Here is a 20377-nt window from a genome sequence, read left to right as displayed (position 1 = left end):
GCGCTGCACCCTAAGGGCAAAGCCCACGCGCAGCGCTGGCGCCCGCTCTCAAGACGCGCCTAAAACGTCGTCGCGAAGGGATGGTGGCGGTGGAGCGGGATCGGTTGCAAGGCGCCAACCGCAGCTAGGGCCGCAGCTGTTCCGAGCATGTGCCACCACGCAGGCCACTCAAGGCCACGGCTGTGCACCGGCATGCAGACCGTGAGCACGCTTTCAGGCCAACTCGGGCGCGATGCTCTCGGCCCAGTCGTACAGTGCGGCCAGGATGGCCTGCCCGCGCTCATCGGCCTGGTCGCCCAACTCGTCCAAACGTTCGAACAGCGTGTCGAAGGTCAGGCCGCCACCGCGCCCCTCCAGCAGCACCGTGGCGCGGTGCGCCTGCCAGCGCTGCTCTTCCTCGGGCGTGAGCGTTTGCGGGAAGTTGCGCGCGCGCCAGCGCCACAGCAGCTCGCCCAGGCGCGGGTCGTCGAAACCGGGACGCGCATGCGCCAGCTCTTCGGGCGGCAGAGCGCGCAGACGCTCCAGCCGGCGCCGGTCCTCGGCGCCCACGAAGCCGCCGTACAGGTCCTGATCCACATCCGACGCGCCTTCCGCCGGCCGCGTGAAGACCTCGGCCCAGATGGCGCTCATGTCGGGCAGCGCACGCGCCGCCTCGGCATGCCGCGCGGCCTGTGCCACGTCGATACCCCAGCGCTGGGCCAGCGCCTCGCTCAGCACGTTCAGGTTGCCCACCACCATCGGCGACTTGTTCAGATGCACGGATTTCAGCGCCAGCCGGCTGACGCCCTCGGGCAGGTCGGCGCTGCGGGTGAACAGGCGCTGGCGGATGGCGGCCGCATCCAGGGCCGCCAGTTCCGCCGGGTCGTGCGCCAGGTCCCAGGCCAGCAGCTCGTTGCGGTTGGTCGGGTGGCTGGCCAGGGGCCACATCAGCGCCAGGCAGCCGCGCTCGGTGCCGAACATGCCCGAGACATGCAGGAACGGCCGCGCGGTCTGCGCGGTGGACGGCAGGCGCAGTTCGGCCGCCACGCGGTCCTTCTTGTGCAGCGACAGCGCGAAGTCGAACAGGCGCGGCTGGTGCCGGCGGATCAGCCGTGCCAAGGCAATGGTGGCGCGCACGTCAGACAGCGCGTCATGCGCCGCCTCGTGCGCAATGCCGTTAGCGCGTGTCAGCTGCTCCAGCTTGAAGCCAGGCTTGCCGTCCGGCCCCTGCGGCCACTGGATGCCATCGGGGCGCAGCGCATGGCACAGGCGCACCACGTCCAGTAGGTCCCAGCGGCCACAGCCGTTCTGCCACTCGCGACCGTAGGGCTCGATCAGGTTGCGCCAGAGCAGGAAACGCGTTACCTCGTCGTCGAAGCGGATGGTGTTGTAGCCCACGCCGATGGTGCCGGCCAGCGCCAGTTCGGCATGGATGCGGCGCGCGAATTCATGCTCCGGCAGGCCGCGCTCGGCGCACAGCTGCGGGGTGATGCCGGTGATCAGGCAGGCGCCCGGGTCGGGCAGGTAGTCCAGCGCCGGCTGGCAGTACCACATCAGCGGCTCGCCGATCTCGTTCAGCTCGGCGTCGGTGCGGATGGCCGCGAACTGCGCCGGACGGTCGCGGCGCGGAACGGTGCCAAAGGTTTCGTAGTCGTGCCAGAGGAAGGTGTGCATGGCGGGCTTGGGGCCGGTCGGCGGCAACGATGGAAAACACGCCAGTATGCCGTCTGGGCGGCGGCACAATGCCAGGCCATGGACCGTCGTTTTTTCCACCTCCTGCCCGGCCGGCTGGCGCGCGGCCTGGCACTGGCCGGCCTGGGCGCTGCCGCTGGCTGCGCCAGCGCCCCTGCACCGACTGCCGCGCCCACCCTGGCGCCGGCGCCCGCAAGTGTCGCCGTGCCGGCAGCCCCGCCAACATCGCCCTGGGTGGCACCCGCCCGGCCACCCGCCGCTCCCGCACCTGCCGCTGCGCCAGCGGTGCGGCCGGCGCCGACGCCGGCGCCAGCTGCCGACACGCGCGGCGCGGCACTGGACGCCCAGGGTTTCCGCCAATGGGTCGAAGCCTTCGTGCCGCAGGCACTGCAGGCCGGCATCGCCCCCGCCACCGTGCAGGCCACGCTGGGCCAGGCGCGCTTCGTGCCGCAGGCCGTGCAGCTGGACCGTGCCCAGCCCGAGTACACCCGCCCACCCTGGGCCTATCTGGACGCGGCCGTGTCGCGCGAGCGCGTGGCGGAAGGCCGGGCGCGCCGCCGCGCCAACGCCGCGGCGCTGGATGCTGCCGCTGCCCGCTGGGGCGTGCCGGCCAGCATCGTGACCGCCATCTGGGGCATGGAGAGCGACTTCGGCCGCAATTTCGGCAACTTCCGCACCGTGGACGCGCTGGCCACGCTGGCCTACGAGGGTCGGCGGCGCGAGTGGGCCCAGCGCGAACTGCTGGCGGCGCTGCGCATCGTGGACCGGGGTGAAATAGCCGCTGACGCGCTCATCGGCTCGTGGGCCGGCGCCATGGGCCACACCCAGTTCCTGCCGTCGGTATTCCTGGAGCATGCCGTGGATGCCGACGGCGACGGGCGGCGCGACATCTGGACCAGTGTGCCGGACGTGGTGGCCTCGACGGCCAACTTCCTGGCGCATTCGGGTTGGACACGCGGCGAGCCCTGGGGCGTGGAGGTGCGCCTGCCCGAGGGTTTTGACTACGCCCGGGCAGAACTTACCGTGCGCCAGGACAGCAGCCAGTGGAGTGCCGAGGGCGTGCGCAGCCGCGACGGCGCGGCACTGCCGGCGCTGGCCGGCGCATCCATCCTCGCGCCGGCCGGCGCGCGCGGGCCGGCCATTTTGGTCGGCGGTAACTTCCGCGCGCTGCTGCGCTACAACAACTCGGTCAGCTATGCGCTGGCGGTGGCACTGCTGGCGCACCAGATCGACGGTGGCACAAGCCTGCAGGCGTCCTGGCCGCGTGAGCTCAAACCGCTGTCGCGCACCGAGGTACTCGCGCTGCAGGAAGCCCTGAATGCACGCGGTTTGGACGTGGGCGCGGTCGACGGCGTGATGGGCCCAGCCACGCGCGACGGAGTGCGCCGCCTGCAGCAGCAGCTGGGCCTGCCCGCCGACGGTTTCGCCACGCGCGAGCTGCTGCTGCAGGTCCAGCAGCGCTGAGTCTGAAAGCTATATATTTCATAGCTAGAGGCCCATGCAAAGCAAGGGCCACAGCCTGATTTGATATAAAAAAACCGCAGCCATGGCTGCGGTTTTTCATATTCCCGGCCCAGGGGACTAGGCGCCAGTTGCATCAGTCGGCGGTGGCTTCTTCCGGCTCAGCCGGCTCGGCCTTGGCGCGGTCCTTCTTGAGCAGCGGCTGGATGTCCAGCTTGACTTCGGAGGTTTCGGCGCCCTTGTCATCGGTGCCGGTCTCGATGTCCACCTCCAGCCGGCCACCTTCGGTCAGGCGACCGAACAGCAGCTCGTCGGCCAACGCCTTGCGGATCATGTCCTGGATCAGGCGCTGCATGGGACGCGCGCCCATCAGCGGATCGAAGCCCTTCTTGGCCAGGTGCTTGCGCAGCGGGTCGGTGAAGGTGACCTCGACCTTCTTCTCGGCCAGCTGGGTTTCGAGCTGCAGCAGGAACTTGTCCACGACGCGCAGGATGATCTGCTCGTCCAGCGCCTTGAAGTTCACGATCGCGTCGAGGCGGTTGCGGAACTCGGGCGTGAATAGGCGCTTGATGTCGGCCATCTCGTCGCCCGCCTGGCGCGGGTTGGTGAAGCCGATGGTCGCCTTGTTCATGGTCTCGGCGCCCGCATTGGTCGTCATGATCAGGATGACGTTGCGGAAGTCGGCCTTGCGCCCGTTGTTGTCCGTCAGCGTGCCGTGGTCCATGACCTGCAGCAGCACATTGAAGATGTCCGGGTGCGCCTTCTCGATCTCGTCGAGCAGCAGCACGCAGTGCGGCTTCTTGGTGACGGCCTCGGTCAGCAGGCCGCCCTGGTCGAAACCGACGTAGCCCGGAGGCGCGCCGATCAGGCGGCTCACGGCGTGGCGCTCCATGTACTCGGACATGTCGAAGCGGATCAGGTCGACGCCCATGATGTAGGCGAGCTGTTTGGCCGCTTCCGTCTTGCCGACACCGGTGGGGCCGGAGAACAGGAACGCGCCGATCGGCTTGTCGCCCTTGCCCAGGCCCGAGCGCGCCATCTTCACGCTGGCGGCGAGCACCTCCAGCGCCTTGTCCTGGCCGAAGACCACGCTCTTGAGGTCGCGCTCCAGCGTCTGCAGCTTGCTGCGGTCGTCGTTGCTGACATTGGCGGGCGGAATGCGGGCGATCTTCGCGACGATCTCCTCGATCTCGTTCTTGCCAATGGTCTTCTTGCGCTTGGACGGCGTCAGGATACGCTGCGCCGCCCCGGCCTCGTCGATCACGTCGATGGCCTTGTCGGGCAGGTGCCGGTCGTTGATGTACTTGGCCGACAGCTCAGCCGCGGCCTGCAGCGCGGCGGCGGCGTACTTCACGCTGTGGTGCTCCTCGAAACGGCTCTTCAGCCCCTTCAGGATGTCGATAGTCTCGGCCACCGTCGGCTCGACCACGTCCACCTTCTGGAAGCGCCGCGACAGCGCCGCGTCTTTTTCGAAGATGCCGCGGTACTCGGTGAAGGTGGTCGCGCCGATGCACTTGAGCTGGCCCGACGACAGCGCGGGCTTGAGCAGGTTGCTCGCGTCCAGCGTCCCGCCCGACGCGGCGCCGGCGCCGATAAGGGTGTGAATCTCGTCGATGAACAGCACCGCGTTGGGTTTGTCCTTGAGGCTCTTCAGGACGCCCTTCAGGCGCTGCTCGAAGTCGCCGCGGTACTTGGTGCCCGCCAGCAAAGCTCCCATGTCGAGCGAGTACACCGTGGCTTCGGCCAGGATCTCTGGCACGTCGCCCTGGGTGATGCGCCAGGCCAGGCCCTCGGCGATTGCCGTCTTGCCGACACCGGCCTCGCCCACCAGCAGCGGGTTGTTCTTGCGCCGGCGGCACAGGATCTGGATGGTGCGCTCGACCTCGTAGTTGCGGCCGATCAGCGGGTCGATCTTGCCATCCTTGGCCGCTTGGTTCAGGTTCTGCGTGTACTGCTCCAGCGGCGAAGACTTCTCGTTGCGCTCGCCCTGGCTGCCCTCCTCGGCCTCGGCCTGGCTGTCAGGCTTGGCGGGTTCCTGCGGCTCACCCTTGCGGATGCCGTGGGCGATGAAGTTCACCACGTCCAGGCGCGTGACGCCCTGCTGGTGCAGGTAGTAGACGGCGTGCGAGTCCTTCTCGCCATAGATCGCCACCAGCACGTTGGCGCCGGTGACTTCCTTCTTGCCGTTGCCGGTGGACTGCACGTGCATGATGGCGCGCTGGATGACGCGCTGGAAGCCCAGCGTCGGCTGGGTGTCCACCTCGTCGGAGCCCGCCACCTGGGGCGTGTTGTCCTTGATGAAATTGGTCAGCGACGCACGCAGGTCGTCGATGTTGGCCGCGCAGGCGCGCAGCACCTCGGCGGCGCTGGGGTTGTCGAGCAGCGCGAGCAGCAGGTGTTCCACGGTGATGAACTCGTGGCGCTGCTGACGGGCCTCGACGAAAGCCATGTGCAAGCTGACTTCCAGTTCTTGGGCAATCATGTGAGAACTCCTTTGTGCTTGCGTGTTGCGAATACGAAAGAAATGTAGATCAGGCCCAAAGTCCGTTTATTCAACAGGCTCGCTCAGGCATTGCAAAGGGTGACCAGCCTGGCGCGCGGCATCCAGCACCTGCTCTACCTTGGTGGCCGCCACGTCACGCGTGTAGACCCCGCAGACGCCTTTTCCGTCGAGATGAATCTTGAGCATGATCTGCGTGGCAGCTTCGCGGTCCTTGTTGAAGAACTCCTGTAGGACGACCACGACGAACTCCATGGGGGTGAAATCGTCGTTCAGCATCACCACTTGGTGCATTTGTGGAGGCTTGGTTTTCAGGGGCAGGCGCTCGGCCACGGCCGAGCCGCCGTCGTCCCAGGACGGGGCCTGCGGCCGGGTGGGCGCCTGGGGCGGAAGTTGGGTTGCCATGAAATTCATTCTAGCCAGCCGCACGAATCGCGCGGTCCTCGGTCAATTGACGCCGGCAAGGCGTTTTTCAAGCTTTTCAGCCGTGCTCGTAGACGACGCTGATGGCGGCCGTTCCAGCCTGCTGCTGCCAGGCCGACAGCGCCGCATCACACGGGAAGAAGCGGCTGTCATCGCCCAACTGCAGCTCGGCCGTGGCGGCCGCGCCGTCCCCCTCGCCCTGGCATTGCACCGCCAGGCGCACGCGCAGGCCGCGCAGCAGCGCCTCGCCATGCTCGCTTTCCTCGCGCCGGGGCGGGTAATCCCGGACAATGGCGGCCACGTCCGGCTGCGCGCCGGCGGCGACGAACAGGTATTTGCCGAAGCGCGCGCGCGCGTCGGCCAGGCTCCAGACCTGCTGCACCTTCAGGCGCAGGCCACCGCTGAAATGGTCCAGCTGCAGGCGTCCGCCCAGCACCACGAACTCGTCGTCACGCAGCAGGCCGTTGCTGGCGGCGATCACGCCCTCGTCGGCCGAGGCTTCGATGGACGCTGACTTGTCGTCCAGTTTGAACAAAGCCAGCTTGCCGCGCTGGCCGTTGATGACGCGGCAGTCGCTGACGATGCCGGCCACCACCTGCGTCTCGCGGCTGTCGGCCAGCTCGGCGATCGGCGTGCGGACGAAGCGGCGCACCTCGGCCTCGACCTCGTCGAACAGGTGGCCCGACAGGTAAAAGCCCACGGCGGTCTTTTCCTGCGTCAGGCGTTCCTTCACGCCCCACTCGGGCACGTCGGCCAGCGCCGGCTCCTCGGTGCTGCAGCCGATCGCCCCTTCGCCCATCATGTCGAACAGCCCGCCCTGATTGGCGTTGGCCGCCTGCGCCGCGGCGTAGTCGAAGGCGCGGTCGATGGACGCCACCAGCGCCGCGCGGTTGGGCTCCAGGCAGTCGAAGGCGCCGGCCTTGATCAGTGCCTCCACGGTGCGCTTGTTCAGACGCGCCCGGTCCACCCGGGTGCAGAAGTCGAACAGGCTCCTGAAGGGGCCGGTGGTGCCGCCTTCGGGCCCGGTGCCGCGGCCCTCGCGCGCAGCGATGATCGCCTCGATGGCCTGCTGGCCAGTCCCCTTGACCGCACCCAGACCGTAGCGGATGACCCGGTCGGTCACCGGCTCGAAGCGGTACAGGCCGCGGTTGATGTTGGGCGGCTCGAAGCTGATGCCGAAGTGCTTGACCGCGTCCTCGTACAGCACCTTCAGCTTGTCCGTGTCGTCCATTTCCACGGTCATGTTGGCGCAGTAGAACTCGGCCGTGTAGTGCACCTTCAGCCAGCCGGTGTGGTAGGCCAGCAGCGAATACGCAGCGGCGTGCGACTTGTTGAAGCCATACCCGGCGAATTTCTCCATCAGGTCGAAGACTTCGTCGGCCTGCGCCTCGCCGATGCCCTTTTCCAGCGCCCCCTTGCGGAAGATCAGGCGGTGCTCGGCCATCTCCTCGGGCTTCTTCTTGCCCATGGCGCGGCGCAGCATGTCGGCGCCGCCCAGGCTGTAGCCGCCCAGCACCTGCGCGGTCTGCATCACCTGCTCCTGGTAGACCATGATGCCGTAGGTCTCGGCCAGCACCGGCTCGACCAGCGGGTGCGGGTACTCCACCTCTTCCTTGCCGTGCTTGCGGTTCACGAAGCTGGGGATCAGGTCCATGGGACCGGGGCGGTACAGCGCGTTCAGGGCGATCAAGTCCTCCAGCCGGCTGGGCCGCGCCTCTTTCAGCATGCCCTGCATGCCACGGCTTTCGAACTGGAACACGGCTTCGGTCTTGCCCTCGGAGAACAGCCGGTAGGTGCGCGCGTCGTCCAGCGGCACGTTCTCGAAGGCGAAGTCTTCCTGGCCCTTGTGGCGCCTCTGGATCAGCCCGCGCGCGATCTCCAGGATGGTCAACGTCGCCAGGCCCAGAAAGTCGAACTTCACCAAGCCGATGGCCTCGACGTCGTCCTTGTCGTACTGGCTCACCGCCGATTCGCTGCCCGGCTGCTGGTACAGCGGGCAGAAGTCGGTCAGCTTGCCCGGCGCGATCAGCACGCCCCCGGCGTGCATGCCGATGTTGCGCGTCATGCCCTCGAGCTTTTGCGCCATCTCAATGATGGTGCGCACGTCCTCTTCCTTGCGCAGGCGCTCGTACAGCAGCGGCTCCAGTTCCAGGGCGTAGTTGTTCTTGTCGCCCTCCCTTTTCGGCTCGGGCGGATAGGCCAGGGTGTAGGTCATGCCCGGCTTGCCGGGCACCAATTTGGAGATGCCGTCGCAGAACATATAGCTCATGTCCATGACCCGACCCACGTCGCGGATCGCCGCCTTGGCGGCCATGGTGCCGAAGGTGGCGATCTGGCTCACCGCATCCTTGCCGTACTTCTCCTTGACGTACTCGATCACCCGGTCGCGGTTGGACTGGCAGAAATCGATGTCGAAGTCGGGCATCGACACCCGCTCGGGGTTTAGGAAGCGCTCGAACAGCAGGTTGTATTGCAGCGGGTCCAGGTCAGTGATCTTCAATGCGTAGGCTACCAGCGAGCCGGCGCCCGAGCCCCGGCCTGGCCCGACCGGGCAGCCGTTGGCCTTGGCCCACTGGATGAAGTCGCCCACGATCAGGAAGTAGCCCGGAAAGCCCATCTTCAGGATGGTGCCCAGCTCGAACTCCAGCCGCTCCTCATAGCGCGGACGCTGGCGCTCGCGCTCAGTGGCGTCGGGGTACAGGTGCTGCAGGCGCTCCTGCAGGCCCTCGTGCGAGGCGTGGCGGAAGTACTCGTCGATGGGCATACCGCCGGGCGTGGGGAAGTCCGGCAGCTGGGGCTTGCCCAGCACCAACGTCAAGTTGCAGCGGCGCGCGATCTCCACGCTGTTGGCCAGCGCCGAAGGCAGGTCGGCGAACAGCGCCTGCATCTGCGCGGCGGTCTTGAAATGCTGCTCGCGCGTGAAGCGGCGCACCCGGCGCGCGTTGCCCAATATTTCGCCCTCGGCAATGCACACACGCGCCTCGTGCGCCTCGTAGTCGTCCGGCGTCGCGAACTGGATCGGGTGGGTGGCGACCACCGGCAGCTGCAGCCGCGCGGCCAGCTCCACGCAGGCCACCACGTGCGCCTCATCGTCGGGGCGCCCGGCGCGCTGCAGCTCCAGGTAGAAGCGCTGCGGGAACAGCGCCGCCAGGCGCCGGGCCAGCGCCTCGGCCGCACCGTCGCTGCCCTTCATCAGCGCCTGCCCGACCGGCCCGGCCTGCGCGCCGGCCAGGGCGATCAGGCCGCCGTTCAGCTCCTGCAGCCAATCCCAGGTGCACAGCGGCAGGTTGCGCACCACGTTGCGCGTCCAGGCCCGCGCCAGCAGCTCGCACAGGTTCAGGTAGCCCTGGCGGTCCTGCACCAGCAGCAGCATGCGGACGGGCGCCGCGCCGTCCTCGCTTTCCAGCGTCACCTCGGCACCCAGAATGGGCTTGACGCCCTTGCCACGCCCGGCCTTGTAGAACTTCACCGCGCCGAACAGGTTGTTCAGGTCGGTGATCGCCAGCGCCGGCTGGGCATCGCCAGCGGCGGCCTTGACAATCTCGTCGATGCGGGTGGTACCGTCGACAACGGAAAACTCGGTGTGCAGGCGCAGGTGGACAAACATCCGGTCGATTGTAAAAACCGGGCCATGCCCGTGCCGGACGTACGGCACCGTTTTCATACAATTGCCGGCCGTGCCCGCTGCGCCGCGTCCCGTGCGCCAGCGCCGCACCCTCTCATCTCACACCCGATCAGCCATGCCACGTTTTTCGCCCGTTGTTCTAACCGTCCTGCTGGCCGGCGCCTTGGCCGCCTGCTCCAGCACCAACGAAGACAAAACCGCTGGCTGGAGCCCGGACAAGATCTATTCCGAGGCGCGCGACGAACTCAACGGCGGCGCCTACGACAAGGCTGTGCCGCTGCTGGAGAAGCTCGAGGGCCGCGCCGCCGGCACGCCGCTGGCGCAGCAGGCGCAGCTGGACAAGGCCTATGCCCAGTACAGGGCGGGCGACAAGGCCCAGGCCGTGGCCACCCTGGACCGCTTCATGAAGCTGCACCCAGCTAGCCCGGCCTACGACTACGCCCTGTACCTGAAGGGCCTGGTCAACTTCAACGACGACCTGGGCCTGTTTTCGTGGGTCTCGCGTCAGGACCTGTCCGAGCGTGACCAGAAAGCCGCCAAGGATTCGTTCGAGGCATTCCGCGAGCTGGTCACGCGCTTTCCCGACTCGCGCTACACGCCCGACGCGCGCCAGCGCATGACCTACATCGTCAATTCGCTGGCTCAGTACGAGGTGCACGTGGCGCGCTACTACTTCCAGCGCGGCGCCTACGTGGCGGCGGTGAACCGGGCGCAGAACGCCATCGCCGAATACAAGGACGTGCCGGCCACCGAGCAGGCGCTGTACATCCTGGTGCAGTCCTACGACGCGCTCGGCATGACACAGCTGCGCGACGACGCGCGCCGCGTGCTGCTGGCCAGCTACCCGCAGACGCGCCTGCTGGAGCAGGGCCTGCCAGGCAAGGACAATCCGTGGTGGAAGTTCTGGTGAACTCGCGCCAAGCCGCCAGTCCTCTTGCATCCGCCGCTCGCGGCGCACCATGACCCAACCCTTTCGCATCGTTGCGGCCACCGGCATCCACCGCGGCGACCGCGAATACCAGCAGGACCAGGTGCTGCTGCTGGCGCACGAGCGCGTGCACGGTTGCGTGCTGGGCGTGGTGGCCGACGGCATGGGCGGGCGCAGCGGCGGGCGCAAGGCCTCCGACCAGGTCATGCTGACCGCACGCCAGCTGTTCGAGCGCTACACCCCGGGCAGCGACGACCCGCAGGGCCTGCTGACGCACCTGGCGCGGGAGGCGCACATGGTCATTCGCCTGACGGCCATCTCTGCGGAGCAGGAGCCGCACAGTACCCTGGCGGCCTTCTTGGTGAACCCGCGCGGGGACTGCCACTGGGTGCATTCGGGCGACTCGCGCATCTACCACTTCCGCCAGGGCCAGCTGGTGCACCGCACCAAGGACCACTCCTACGTCCAGGCGCTGATCGACCGCGGCAGCCTGAACGAAGAGCAGGCGCTGACGCACCCCCAGTCCAACATCCTGCTGGGCTGCCTGGGCACGGAAGCCGACCCGCCCGCCAGCTTGCACCGCATCACCCCGCTGCAGCCCGGCGACGTGCTGCTGGCGTGCAGCGACGGCGTCTGGCATTACTTCTCGCCGGAGGAGCTGGGCACCGTGCTGCAGCGCCTGTCGCCGCGCGAGGCCAGCGAATTCCTGATCGACAAGGCGCGCGCCCGTGCCCGCGGCAATGGCGACAACCTGTCGCTGGCAGTGGTGCGCATCGAGCCGATGGCGCAGCAGGACCGGGCGCCAGCGCTGCTCGCCAGCGCCTGACGCCACGCGGATGGGCTTGCTTCAGGGCTCGGCCGGCAGCGGGCGCGCCGGGGTCTTGCCCGCGGCAGCGTCCTCGGCGCGGCGGCGTTCCTGCTGCTCGCGCCGCTCGCGCGCCTTGCGCTGGCGCTCCTCGTGGCGCTGGCGCGATGCCTCCAGGCGCTCGGCCTGCTCCTGTGCGCGGCGCTGCTGGGCGGCGGCATGCTCGGCGCGGTGGCGCTCGGCGTGCTCGGCCCGTTCCTGCGCCTGCTGGCGGCGCTCCCCATCTTCTGCCGCCTCCTGCCGTGCAGCAGCGGGCGCAGGCGGTTGGATGGCCGGCTCGCGCTGGCGCTGCTCGATGGATTGCAGGCGCTGGGCGGCCTTGTCGCGGCGCTCGGCCTCGTCCAATTCCAGTTCCTCGCGCCACAGCAGGTTGTCGCGCGTGCGTGCGTCGGAACGCACCTGGCGCAGGCAATCCTCGACCGCGAAACGCTGGTAGCAAGCAGCTTCCTGGCGCGCCAGCTCGGCCTGGATGTCACGGCGCTGGTGCTGGATGCGCTCGCGCACGGCAGCGCGCTCCGCCATGGGTTGCGCACCCGAGGGCTGGGCAATGGAGGGCTGCGCAGCAGCCAGGGCCAGCCACAGCGCTGCGGCAGGGACCACGAAAGACAGGCGTTGCATGGCGGTCGCTCGCTGTTGCTGCTTCAGGTCAGCCCGGTATCCACGACGCGCCGCTCCAGCGCCAGGAATTCCTTGGACTGCATTTCGTTCAGGCGCGAGACGGTGCGCGGAAACTCGTGCGCCAGCGGGCCCTCGGTGTAGAGCTCCTCGGGCGGCACCGCCGCCGAGATCACCAGCTTCACGCGCCGGTCGTACAGCACGTCGATGAGCCAGGTGAAGCGCCGCGCGGGCGAGGCCATGTTCACCGGCATGTGCGGCACGTTGGACAGCAGCACGGTATGGAACTGGCTGGCGATTTCGAGGTAGTCGTTCTGCGAGCGCGGGCCCATGCACAGCTCGCGGAAGTCGAACCAGACCACGCCGCCGGCGCGCCGTATGGCTTGGATCTCGCGCGATTCGATATGCAGCACCGGCTCCTCGTCGTGCGCCTCGGCCAGCAGGTCGAAAGTGCGCGCCATTTCCGCTTCCGCCTCGGGGCCGAGCGGGCAGTGGTACAGCCGGGCGTTTTCCAGCGTGCGGCGGCGGTAGTCGGTGCCGTTGTCCACGTTGACCACTTCCATGTGCTCGTTCAGCAACGCGATCGCCGGCAGGATGCGATCGCGGTGCAGCCCGTCCCGGTACAGGTCGTCCGGCTTGAAGTTGGAGGTGGTGACGAATCCCACCCCGTTGTCCCACAGCGCCACCAGCAGGCGGTGCAGGATCATGGCGTCGGTGATGTCGGCGACGTGGAACTCGTCGAAGCAGATCAGCTTGTAGCGCTTGGCGATGCGCGCGCCCAGCACATCCAGAGGGTTCTGCTGGCCCTGCAGCACGGCCAGTTCGCGGTGCACCTCGCGCATGAACTCGTGAAAGTGCAGGCGCACCTTGCGCTTCAGGGGCACGGCGTTGAAGAAGCAGTCCATCAGGAAGCTTTTGCCGCGCCCCACGCCGCCGTACATGTAAACCCCCTTCGGGATGTCCGGGTGGTGGATCAGCTTTTTCAGCGCATTGGAACGGCGCCGCTTGTAGCGACCCCATTCCTGCGCGCAGCGCTCCAGCGCCTCCACGGCGCGCAGCTGCGCCGGGTCGCTCTGGAATCCCTTGGCGGCCAGCTCCGCCTCGTAGGCCTGCCTGACAGTCACATTCGGTCCCGTCGATTTACTATACAAATCATAGCTACTGGCCCTTGATATACAAGGGCCAGTAGCCTTTTTTGCTGAAAATCAGAAGTTCAGCGTGCGCTTGTCCACCGCCAGGGCGGCCTCTTTGGTGGCCTCGGACAGCGACGGGTGTGCATGGCAGATGCGGGCAATGTCCTCGCTGCTAGCCTTGAACTCCATGGCGACGACGGCCTCGGAGATCAGCTCCGAGACCATCGGCCCGACCATGTGCACGCCCAGGATCTCGTCGGTCTCGGCGTCGGCCAGGAACTTGACCATGCCGGTGGTATCGCCCAGCGCACGCGCGCGGCCGTTGGCCAGGAACGGGAAGCTGCCCGCCTTGTACTTCACGCCCTGCTCCTTGAGCTGCTGCTCGGTGCGGCCGACCCAGGCGATCTCGGGGCTGGTGTAGATGACCCACGGGATGGTGTCGAAGTTGACGTGCCCATGCTGGCCGGCGATGCGCTCGGCCACGGCCACGCCTTCTTCCTCCGCCTTGTGCGCCAGCATCGGGCCGCGCACCACGTCGCCCACCGCCCACACGCCGGGCAGGTTGGTGCGGCAGTCGGCATCGACGACGATGGCGCCGCGCTCGTCCAGCTGCAGGCCCACGGCTTCGTGGTTCAAGCCGTTGGTGTTAGGCACGCGGCCGATGGAGACGATGAGCTTGTCCACTTGCAGGCTGGCGGCCTCGCCCTTGGCATTGGTGTAGGCCACGGCCACGCCCTTCTTGCCCTTCTGGACCTCGCTGATCTTCACGCCCAGCTCGATCTTCAGGCCCTGCTTGTCGAAGGCCTTCTTGGCTTCCTTGGCGATCTGCTCGTCCACTGCGCCCAGGAAAGTGGGCAGGCCCTCCAGTACCGTGACGTCGGCACCCAGGCGGCGCCAGACGCTGCCCATCTCCAGGCCGATCACGCCCGAGCCGATCACGCCCAGGGTCTTGGGCACGGACTCGATGGCGAGAGCGCCGTCGTTGGACAGGATGGTCTGCTCGTCGAATTCCGCGCCCGGCAGCGCACGGGCGTTGGAGCCAGTGGCCAGGATGACCTGCTTGGCGGTCAGCGTCTCGGTGCTGGCACCGCTGACCTCGATCTCGTAGCCGCCGTCCACCGCCTTGCCGAATGCGCCGCGCCCGTGGAAGAAGCTGACCTTGTTCTTCTTGAACAGGTACAGGATGCCGTCGTTGTTCTGCTTCACCACGGCGTCCTTGCGGCCGATCATGGTGGGCACGTCCATGCTGACCTTGCCGGTGCTGATGCCGTGCTCGGCGAAGTGCTTGTTGGCGTGCTCGAAGTATTCGCTGGACTGCAGCAGCGCCTTGGACGGGATGCAGCCCACGTTGGTGCAGGTGCCGCCGGGCGCCGGGCCGCCCTTGTCGTTGCGCCACTCGTCGATGCAGGCGACCTGCATGCCCAGCTGTGCGGCGCGGATGGCCGCGATGTAGCCGCCGGGGCCGGCGCCGATGACGATCACGTCGAATTGCTTGCTCATGGTGTCTGAATGAAAAACGGTCTGAACGAAAAAACCCACCGCAGGGCCGGGCCGAGGGTGGGTTGTCGGTCGAAGGAGGGAGCGCTCGGTTCCTGAGCGATCAGAGGTCGAACAGCAGGCGCGACGGGTCTTCCAGCGCGTCCTTCATGGCCACCAGGCCCAGCACCGCCTCGCGGCCGTCGATGATGCGGTGGTCGTACGACATCGCAAGGTAGTTCATCGGGCGCACCACGACCTGGCCGTTCTCGACCATGGCGCGGTCCTTGGTGGCGTGCACGCCCAGGATGGCCGACTGCGGCGGGTTGATGATAGGCGTGGACATCATCGAGCCGAAGGTGCCGCCGTTGCTGATGGAGAAGGTGCCGCCGGTCATGTCCTCGATGCCCAGCTTGCCCTCGGCCGCCTTCTTGCCGAACTCGGCAATCTTCTTTTCGATGTCGGCGAAGCTCATCTGGTCGGCGTTGCGCAGGATCGGCACCACCAGGCCGCGTGGCGAGCCCACGGCGATGCCGATGTCGAAGTAGCCGTGGTAGACGATATCGTTGCCGTCCACGCTGGCGTTGATCACCGGGAACTTCTTCAACGCATGCACCGCGGCCTTGACGAAGAAGGACATGAAGCCGAGCTTGACGCCGTGCTCCTTGGTGAATGCGTCCTGGAATTTCTTGCGCAGCTCCATGACCGGCGCCATGTTCACCTCGTTGAAGGTGGTCAGGATGGCGTTGGTGGACTGCGATTGCAGCAGGCGCTCGGCGATGCGTGCGCGCAGGCGGCTCATGGGCACGCGCTGCTCGGGGCGCTGGCCCAGGTCCTGCGTGCTGCCGGGAGCCGCCACCTGCGGCAGCGCCTTGGTCGGCACGCCGGTGGGGATGACGGCAGCAGTGGGCTTCACGCCGCCAGCGGATGCCGCCAGCGCGTCGCCCTTGGTCACGCGGCCATCCTTGCCGGTGCCCGGCACGTCGCCGGCCGACAGGCCCTTTTCCGCGAGGATCTTGGCGGCCGCCGGCATGGCCACATCACCTTTGCTGCCACCGGCAGAGGCGGCGGCCGCTGCCGGCGCAGCGGCAGGTGCGCTGGCAGCAGCCGGTGCTGCGGCAGCGGCCGCCGGAGCGGCTGCGGCCACGCGGCCCTCGGAGTCGATCTTGGCGATGACCTGGTCGGAGGTGACGGTGCCGCCATCGGCAACGACGATCTCGGCCAGCACGCCGGCGGACGGCGCGGGCACTTCCAGCACCACCTTGTCGGTCTCGATCTCGATCAGGATTTCGTCCTGGGCGACGGCCTCACCGGCCTTTTTCTTCCATTGCAGCAGCGTGGCCTCGGCCACGGACTCGGACAGCTGGGGAACCTTGACTTCAACGATGGACATTTTTCGAATGCTTTCCAAATGGGTTTTGTCTGTACGTCAGTAACGGGGGTGTTCGGCCTTACTTGGTCAGGACAAAACCCTTGAGCTTGGCAAACGCCGCCTCGACCAGCGACTTCTGCTGCTCCTGGTGCAGGTGCGCGTAGCCGACCGCCGGCGACGCCGAAGCGGCACGGCCGGCATAGCCCAGCTTCTGGCCTTCCTGCATGTTCTCGTGGATGTTGTGCTGGATGAAGAACCAGGCGCCCTGGTTCTGCGGCTCGTCCTGGCACCACACGAGCTCGGTGGCCTTGGGATACTTCTTCAGCTCGGCCGCGAACGCCTTGTGCGGGAACGGATAGAGCTGCTCGACGCGGATGATGGCCACGTCCTTCGCCTCGCGCTCGTTGCGCTTCTTCACCAGGTCGTAGTACACCTTGCCCGAGCAGGCGATGACGCGCTTGACCTTGGCCGCATTGGCTGCCACGGCCGCGTCCTGCTCGCCCAGCACGGTGCAGAAGGCGCCTTCGGTGAACTCGGTCACCGGCGAGGTCGCATCCTTGTTCCGCAGCAGCGACTTCGGCGTCATGATGACCAGGGGCTTCCTCAGGTTGCGCACCATCTGGCGGCGCAGCACATGGAAGATCTGGCTGGCGGTGGTCGGCTGCACGATTTGCATGTTGGCCTCGGCGGCCAGCTGCATGAAGCGCTCCAGGCGCGCCGAGCTGTGCTCGGGGCCCTGGCCTTCGTAGCCGTGCGGCAGCATCAGGGTAAGGCCGTTGACGCGGCCCCACTTGACCTCGCCGGAGGCGATGAACTGGTCGATCACCACCTGCGCGCCGTTGGCGAAGTCGCCGAACTGCGCTTCCCAGATGACTAGCGTGTTGGGGTCGTTGGAGGCATAGCCATATTCGAAGGCCAGCACCGCTTCCTCGGACAGGATGGAGTCGATGACCACGAACGGTGCCTGGTTCTCGGCGACGTTCTGCAGCGGCACGTAGGTGCCTTCGTCCCACTTCTCGCGCTTTTGGTCGTGGATCACGGCATGGCGGTGCGTGAAGGTGCCGCGGCCGCTGTCCTCGCCCGACAGGCGGATCGGGTAGCCGGAAGCCACCAGCGAGGCGAACGCCATGTGCTCGCCCATGCCCCAGTCCACGTTCACCTCGCCGCGGCCCATGGCGGCGCGGTCGTCCAGCACCTTCTTGACCAGCATGTGCGGGGTCACGCTGTCGGGCAGCGTGGTGATGCGCTCAGCCAGGCGCTTCCACTCGGCCAGGGGAATGGCGGTGTCGCCGGCGTCGGTCCAGGCCTTGCCCAGGAACGGGCTCCAGTCGACGGCGTACTTGCCCTTGAAGTTGGTCAGCACCGGATCGACCGTGTGCTTGCCCTCTTCCATGGCGGCGCGGTAGGCCTTGGCCATGTCGTCGCCGAGCGACTCGCCCATGCCCTGCGCCGCCAGCTTGTCCGCGTACAGCTTGCGCGTGCCGGGGTGGGCCGCGATCTTCTTGTACATCAGCGGCTGCGTCAGCGCCGGTGTGTCCTGCTCGTTGTGGCCGAGCTTGCGATAGCAGACGATGTCCACCACTACGTCCTTGGCGAATTCCATGCGGAAGTCCAGCGCCAGCTGCATCGCCAGGCACACGGCTTCCGGGTCGTCGCCGTTCACATGCAGCACCGGCGACTCGATCATCTTCACGATGTCGGTGCAGTACAGCGTCGAGCGCAGGTCGCGCGGGTCCGACGTGGTGAAGCCGATCTGGTTGTTGATGATGATGTGCACCGTGCCGCCGGTGCTGTAGCCGCGCGTCTCGGACAGCGCCAGGGTTTCCTGGTTCACGCCCTGGCCGGCGAAGGCCGCGTCGCCGTGCACCAGCACCGCCAGCACCTGCTTGCCCTTGGGGTCGTCGCGCCGGTCCATGCGCGAGCGCACCGAGCCCTCGACCACCGGGTTGACGATCTCCAGGTGCGAGGGGTTGAAGGCCAGCGCCAGGTGCACCGGGCCACCGGCGGTGGAGACGTCCGAGCTGAAGCCGGCGTGGTACTTCACGTCACCGGCGGGCAGGTCCTCGGGGGCGGTGTGGTCGAATTCGGCGAACAGATCCTTGGGGCTCTTGCCCAGGGTGTTGACCAGCACGTTCAGGCGTCCGCGGTGCGCCATGCCGATGACCAGTTCCTGCACGCCGCGCTCGCCGGCGGAGTTGATCAGCTCGTCCATGGCGGCGATGAAACTCTGGCCACCCTCCAGCGAAAAGCGCTTCTGGCCAACGTACTTGGTATGCAGGAAACGCTCGAATCCTTCGGCGGCCGTCAGGCGCTCCAGGATGCGCTTCTTCTTCTCGGCGGTGAAGCTCGGCTTGGAGCGGATCGACTCCAGCCGCTGCTGCCACCAGCGCTTCTGGTTCTGGTCGGTGGCATACATGTACTCGGCGCCGATGGTGCCGCAGTAGGTCTCGCGCAGGGCGTTGATCAGCTCGCGCAGCGACAGGCTTTCCTTGCCGAAGAAGGTATTGCCGACGTTGAACACGGTTTCCTGGTCGGCGTCGGTGAAGCCGTAGAAAGACGGCTCCAGCTCGGGGATCGCGGGACGCTCCTGGCGCTTGAGCGGATCCAGGTCGGCCCAGCGTTGGCCGACGTTGCGGTAAGCGGCGATGATCTGCTGCACCGCCACGCGCTTGCGGCCCAGCTCGGTGTCGGCGCCAGTGGCCACGACCACCTGGGTGCCGCCCTGCTTGGCGCGTTCGGCGAAGGCATTGACGACTGGCAGGTGAGGCACGTCGCGCGCATCGCTGCCGTCCACGGCGGGCACATGTTGCAATGCGTCAAAGTATTCGCGCCACGAATCGGGCACGCTACCGGGGTTGGCGAGATAGTTCTCGTACATCTCCTCGACATAGGGCGCGTTGCCGCCGAAGAGATACGTGTTGCCCTGGTAGGCTTGGTAGACGGACGTGGGTTCGCTCATTGCTGCGCTGACCTCCGCTTCCCTGCGGGAAGCTTGAGCTGGTTGGAGAAAACCTTCCGCGTCACGGCTGAACCGGTTGGCGGATGCGACTGTGGCAGGGGAAGGGCCTGGTGCAAGGGGCTATTGTGCCACCGATGCCTACAGCGACCGGCGCGTCCGGCCTGCCGGTTGCCCCTGGTTGGCGGCCTTACATTTGCGGCACTTCCTGCCCGGGCACCCCATGAACGACTCCTCGATCCACCAACGCACGCTGCTGCTTTTGCTTGTCGTCGCCACGCTGGCATTCGGCGCGATCCTGTGGCCATTCATCGGCGCCGTCTTCTGGGGAGTGGTGCTGGCCATCCTGTTCTATCCGCTGCACCGCCGGCTGCTGGCGCGCCTGCCCGGGCGGCGCAACCTGGCGGCACTGATCACGCTGGCGCTGTGCCTGCTGGTGGTCATCATCCCGACGGCGCTGATCGCCGCCTCGCTGGTGCAGGAGGCCAGCGTGGCCTATGCGCGCGTGCGCTCGGGCCAGCTGAACTATGGCCAGTACGCGCAGCAGATCCTGGACGCGCTGCCGCAGTGGCTGCTGTCGCTGCTGGAGCGCCTGCACCTGAGGTCGCTGACCGAAGTGCAGGAGCGGCTGAGCTCGGTCGGCGCGCAGGCTAGCCAGTTCCTGGCGACCAAGGCGCTGGACGTGGGGCAGAACACGCTGCAGTTCGTGGTCAGCTTCGGCGTCATGCTGTATCTGCTGTTCTTCCTGCTGCGCGACGGCGCGCGCCTGGCGGCGCGCATCCGCGAGGCCGTCCCGCTGGACGCCTCGCACAAGCAGCAGCTGTCGACCAAATTCACCACCGTGATCCGCGCCACCGTCAAGGGCAACATCGTGGTGGCCCTGGCACAGGGCGCGCTGGGCGGCCTGATCTTCTGGATCCTGGGCATCCAGGGCCCGGTGATGTGGGGCGTGCTGATGGCCTTCCTGTCGTTGCTGCCGGCGGTGGGCGCGGGGCTGATCTGGGGGCCGGTGGCCCTGTACTTCCTGGCCACGGGCGCCGTGTGGCAGGCGGTGGCGCTGACGGCGTACGGCATCTGCGTCATCGGCCTGGTGGACAACCTGCTGCGCCCGCTGCTGGTCGGCAAGGACACCAAACTGCCCGACTACGTGGTGCTGATCTCCACCCTGGGCGGCATGGCGTTGTTCGGCCTGACCGGCTTCGTCATCGGCCCGGTCATCGCCGCGCTGTTCATCGCCGTGTGGGACCTGTACGCACCACCGCGCCAGTCGCCGGCTCGCTCCTGAAAACATAGCTACCGGCCCATACAGCACAAGGGCCAGCAGCCGTTTTTTCTTAAATTGGGGGCCTGAA

Annotated in this window: 13 protein-coding genes; 4 read left to right on the top strand and 9 right to left on the bottom strand. The window is 67.4% G+C overall.

Features of this window, described 5'->3' with window-relative positions; translation table 11 throughout:
- Nucleotides 1-213: 213 nt before the first annotated feature.
- Nucleotides 214-1653, bottom strand: coding sequence for an exodeoxyribonuclease I (sbcB, locus tag BLQ61_RS01465; protein WP_091565797.1), 1440 nt, complete (start codon nt 1651-1653; stop codon nt 214-216).
- Nucleotides 1654-1731: 78 nt separating this feature from the next.
- On the opposite strand from sbcB, the gene BLQ61_RS01460 reads away from it, so the two are divergent.
- The gene (locus BLQ61_RS01460) at nt 1732-3135 is read left to right on the top strand and encodes a lytic murein transglycosylase (RefSeq protein ID WP_091565794.1); all 1404 of its coding nucleotides are present in this window, start codon (nt 1732-1734) and stop codon (nt 3133-3135) included.
- A 133-nt stretch (nt 3136-3268) separates the two neighbouring features.
- On the opposite strand, the gene clpA is transcribed toward BLQ61_RS01460, so the two are convergent.
- The 3 genes from clpA to dnaE all read right to left on the bottom strand — a co-directional run bounded on the left by clpA (nt 3269) and on the right by dnaE (nt 9662).
- Nucleotides 3269-5614, bottom strand: a complete 2346-nt coding sequence (gene clpA / locus BLQ61_RS01455) for an ATP-dependent Clp protease ATP-binding subunit ClpA (protein WP_091565791.1) — start codon at nt 5612-5614, stop codon at nt 3269-3271.
- Nucleotides 5615-5680: 66 nt separating this feature from the next.
- The gene (gene clpS, locus BLQ61_RS01450) at nt 5681-6037 is read right to left on the bottom strand and encodes an ATP-dependent Clp protease adapter ClpS (protein ID WP_175488182.1); all 357 of its coding nucleotides are present in this window, start codon (nt 6035-6037) and stop codon (nt 5681-5683) included.
- A gap of 76 nt (nt 6038-6113) precedes the next feature.
- Complete coding sequence (gene dnaE, locus BLQ61_RS01445; RefSeq protein ID WP_091565783.1) at nt 6114-9662, bottom strand: DNA polymerase III subunit alpha; 3549 nt, start codon at nt 9660-9662, stop codon at nt 6114-6116.
- Between the two features lie 133 nt (nt 9663-9795).
- On the opposite strand from dnaE, the gene BLQ61_RS01440 reads away from it, so the two are divergent.
- Both BLQ61_RS01440 and BLQ61_RS01435 read left to right on the top strand, forming a co-directional pair.
- Nucleotides 9796-10590, top strand: coding sequence for an outer membrane protein assembly factor BamD (locus tag BLQ61_RS01440; RefSeq protein WP_091565781.1), 795 nt, complete (start codon nt 9796-9798; stop codon nt 10588-10590).
- Between the two features lie 49 nt (nt 10591-10639).
- On the top strand, nt 10640-11434 hold the full coding sequence (locus BLQ61_RS01435) for a PP2C family protein-serine/threonine phosphatase (protein ID WP_091565778.1): 795 nt from the start codon (nt 10640-10642) through the stop codon (nt 11432-11434).
- Nucleotides 11435-11455: 21 nt separating this feature from the next.
- Here BLQ61_RS01435 and BLQ61_RS01430 read toward each other — a convergent pair whose 3' ends face one another.
- The 5 genes from BLQ61_RS01430 to BLQ61_RS01410 form a co-directional block, all read right to left on the bottom strand.
- Nucleotides 11456-12091 carry a hypothetical protein gene (locus tag BLQ61_RS01430; RefSeq protein WP_091565775.1) on the bottom strand — a complete coding sequence of 212 codons (636 nt, stop codon included), beginning with the start codon at nt 12089-12091 and terminating at the stop codon, nt 11456-11458.
- A 23-nt stretch (nt 12092-12114) separates the two neighbouring features.
- Complete coding sequence (gene zapE / locus BLQ61_RS01425) at nt 12115-13212, bottom strand: cell division protein ZapE (RefSeq protein WP_091565772.1); 1098 nt, start codon at nt 13210-13212, stop codon at nt 12115-12117.
- Nucleotides 13213-13293: 81 nt separating this feature from the next.
- Nucleotides 13294-14721, bottom strand: coding sequence for a dihydrolipoyl dehydrogenase (lpdA, locus tag BLQ61_RS01420; RefSeq protein ID WP_091565769.1), 1428 nt, complete (start codon nt 14719-14721; stop codon nt 13294-13296).
- Between the two features lie 100 nt (nt 14722-14821).
- Nucleotides 14822-16090 (bottom strand): 2-oxoglutarate dehydrogenase complex dihydrolipoyllysine-residue succinyltransferase, encoded by a 1269-nt coding sequence (gene odhB, locus BLQ61_RS01415; protein WP_091565766.1) that lies wholly within the window; start codon nt 16088-16090, stop codon nt 14822-14824.
- A gap of 58 nt (nt 16091-16148) precedes the next feature.
- Nucleotides 16149-19028: a 2-oxoglutarate dehydrogenase E1 component gene (locus BLQ61_RS01410; protein WP_091565764.1), complete on the bottom strand. Its 2880-nt coding sequence runs from the start codon at nt 19026-19028 to the stop codon at nt 16149-16151.
- Between the two features lie 220 nt (nt 19029-19248).
- Between BLQ61_RS01410 and BLQ61_RS01405 the strand changes: the two genes are divergently transcribed.
- Nucleotides 19249-20310 (top strand): AI-2E family transporter, encoded by a 1062-nt coding sequence (locus BLQ61_RS01405; RefSeq protein WP_091565761.1) that lies wholly within the window; start codon nt 19249-19251, stop codon nt 20308-20310.
- Nucleotides 20311-20377: the final 67 nt, after the last annotated feature.

Origin of the sequence: Oryzisolibacter propanilivorax (assembly GCF_900103645.1) — a bacterium.
In the GTDB taxonomy this organism is placed as follows: Bacteria; Pseudomonadota; Gammaproteobacteria; order Burkholderiales; family Burkholderiaceae_C; genus Melaminivora; species Melaminivora propanilivorax.
Note: the sequence above shows the minus strand (reverse complement) of the source record. Positions and strands in the feature narration are given on the sequence as shown.

Bases quoted from the DNA above. Each gene is read 5' to 3' on its own strand.
- BLQ61_RS01435 (WP_091565778.1), top strand. From the start codon at position 10,640: ATGACCCAACCCTTTCGCATCGTTGCGGCCACCGGCATCCACCGCGGC.
- dnaE (WP_091565783.1), bottom strand. From the start codon at position 9,662: ATGTTTGTCCACCTGCGCCTGCACACCGAGTTTTCCGTTGTCGACGGT.
- clpA (WP_091565791.1), bottom strand. From the start codon at position 5,614: ATGATTGCCCAAGAACTGGAAGTCAGCTTGCACATGGCTTTCGTCGAG.
- odhB (WP_091565766.1), bottom strand. From the start codon at position 16,090: ATGTCCATCGTTGAAGTCAAGGTTCCCCAGCTGTCCGAGTCCGTGGCC.
- BLQ61_RS01460 (WP_091565794.1), top strand. From the start codon at position 1,732: ATGGACCGTCGTTTTTTCCACCTCCTGCCCGGCCGGCTGGCGCGCGGC.
- BLQ61_RS01410 (WP_091565764.1), bottom strand. From the start codon at position 19,028: ATGAGCGAACCCACGTCCGTCTACCAAGCCTACCAGGGCAACACGTAT.
- BLQ61_RS01405 (WP_091565761.1), top strand. From the start codon at position 19,249: ATGAACGACTCCTCGATCCACCAACGCACGCTGCTGCTTTTGCTTGTC.
- lpdA (WP_091565769.1), bottom strand. From the start codon at position 14,721: ATGAGCAAGCAATTCGACGTGATCGTCATCGGCGCCGGCCCCGGCGGC.
- BLQ61_RS01440 (WP_091565781.1), top strand. From the start codon at position 9,796: ATGCCACGTTTTTCGCCCGTTGTTCTAACCGTCCTGCTGGCCGGCGCC.
- BLQ61_RS01430 (WP_091565775.1), bottom strand. From the start codon at position 12,091: ATGCAACGCCTGTCTTTCGTGGTCCCTGCCGCAGCGCTGTGGCTGGCC.
- clpS (WP_175488182.1), bottom strand. From the start codon at position 6,037: ATGGCAACCCAACTTCCGCCCCAGGCGCCCACCCGGCCGCAGGCCCCG.
- sbcB (WP_091565797.1), bottom strand. From the start codon at position 1,653: ATGCACACCTTCCTCTGGCACGACTACGAAACCTTTGGCACCGTTCCG.